The organism is Streptomyces poriferorum, from assembly GCF_019399235.1.
Lineage (GTDB): Bacteria > Actinomycetota > Actinomycetes > Streptomycetales > Streptomycetaceae > Streptomyces > Streptomyces poriferorum.
Window position 1 is genome coordinate 1 of sequence record NZ_JAELVH010000683.1, and the last position, 337, is coordinate 337.

Annotated in this window: 1 protein-coding gene and 1 pseudogene; both read right to left on the reverse strand. The window is 73.3% G+C overall.

All coding sequences use genetic code 11. The features are described 5' to 3' along the window. A pseudogene (locus tag JGS39_RS41350) lies at positions 1-121 on the reverse strand (GNAT family N-acetyltransferase); the annotation flags it as partial. A gap of 17 nt (positions 122-138) precedes the next feature. Continuing rightward, positions 139-337: MogA/MoaB family molybdenum cofactor biosynthesis protein (locus tag JGS39_RS40405; RefSeq protein WP_372456205.1), on the reverse strand; the 199-nt coding region annotated here is incomplete at its 5' end.

The window sequence follows — 337 nt, forward strand, 5'->3', positions numbered from 1 at the left end:
GGGGCACGGTCGCTTCCCAGGGGCGCAGCCAGTCCCGGTTGCGCCGGTTGACCTCGCGCCACATGCGCTGGTCGCGCATCTTTATCGGCCGGAGGGCGACGTCGCCGTCCACCAGGATCACCGGCCAGGTCGGGACGTTCAGCTCGGGCTCCCCGGTCGGGGGTGATCGCCGCCGCGGAGCTGGTCGACGGCGTGCACCAGGAGTCGGTCGAGGACGGCCAGTCCGTCACGCACTCCGCCGGTGGAGCCTGGCAGGTTGACGATGAGCGTACGTCCGGCCACACCGGCCACCCCGCGCGAGAGAGCGGCCGTCGGCACCTTGTCGCGGCCCTCCGCG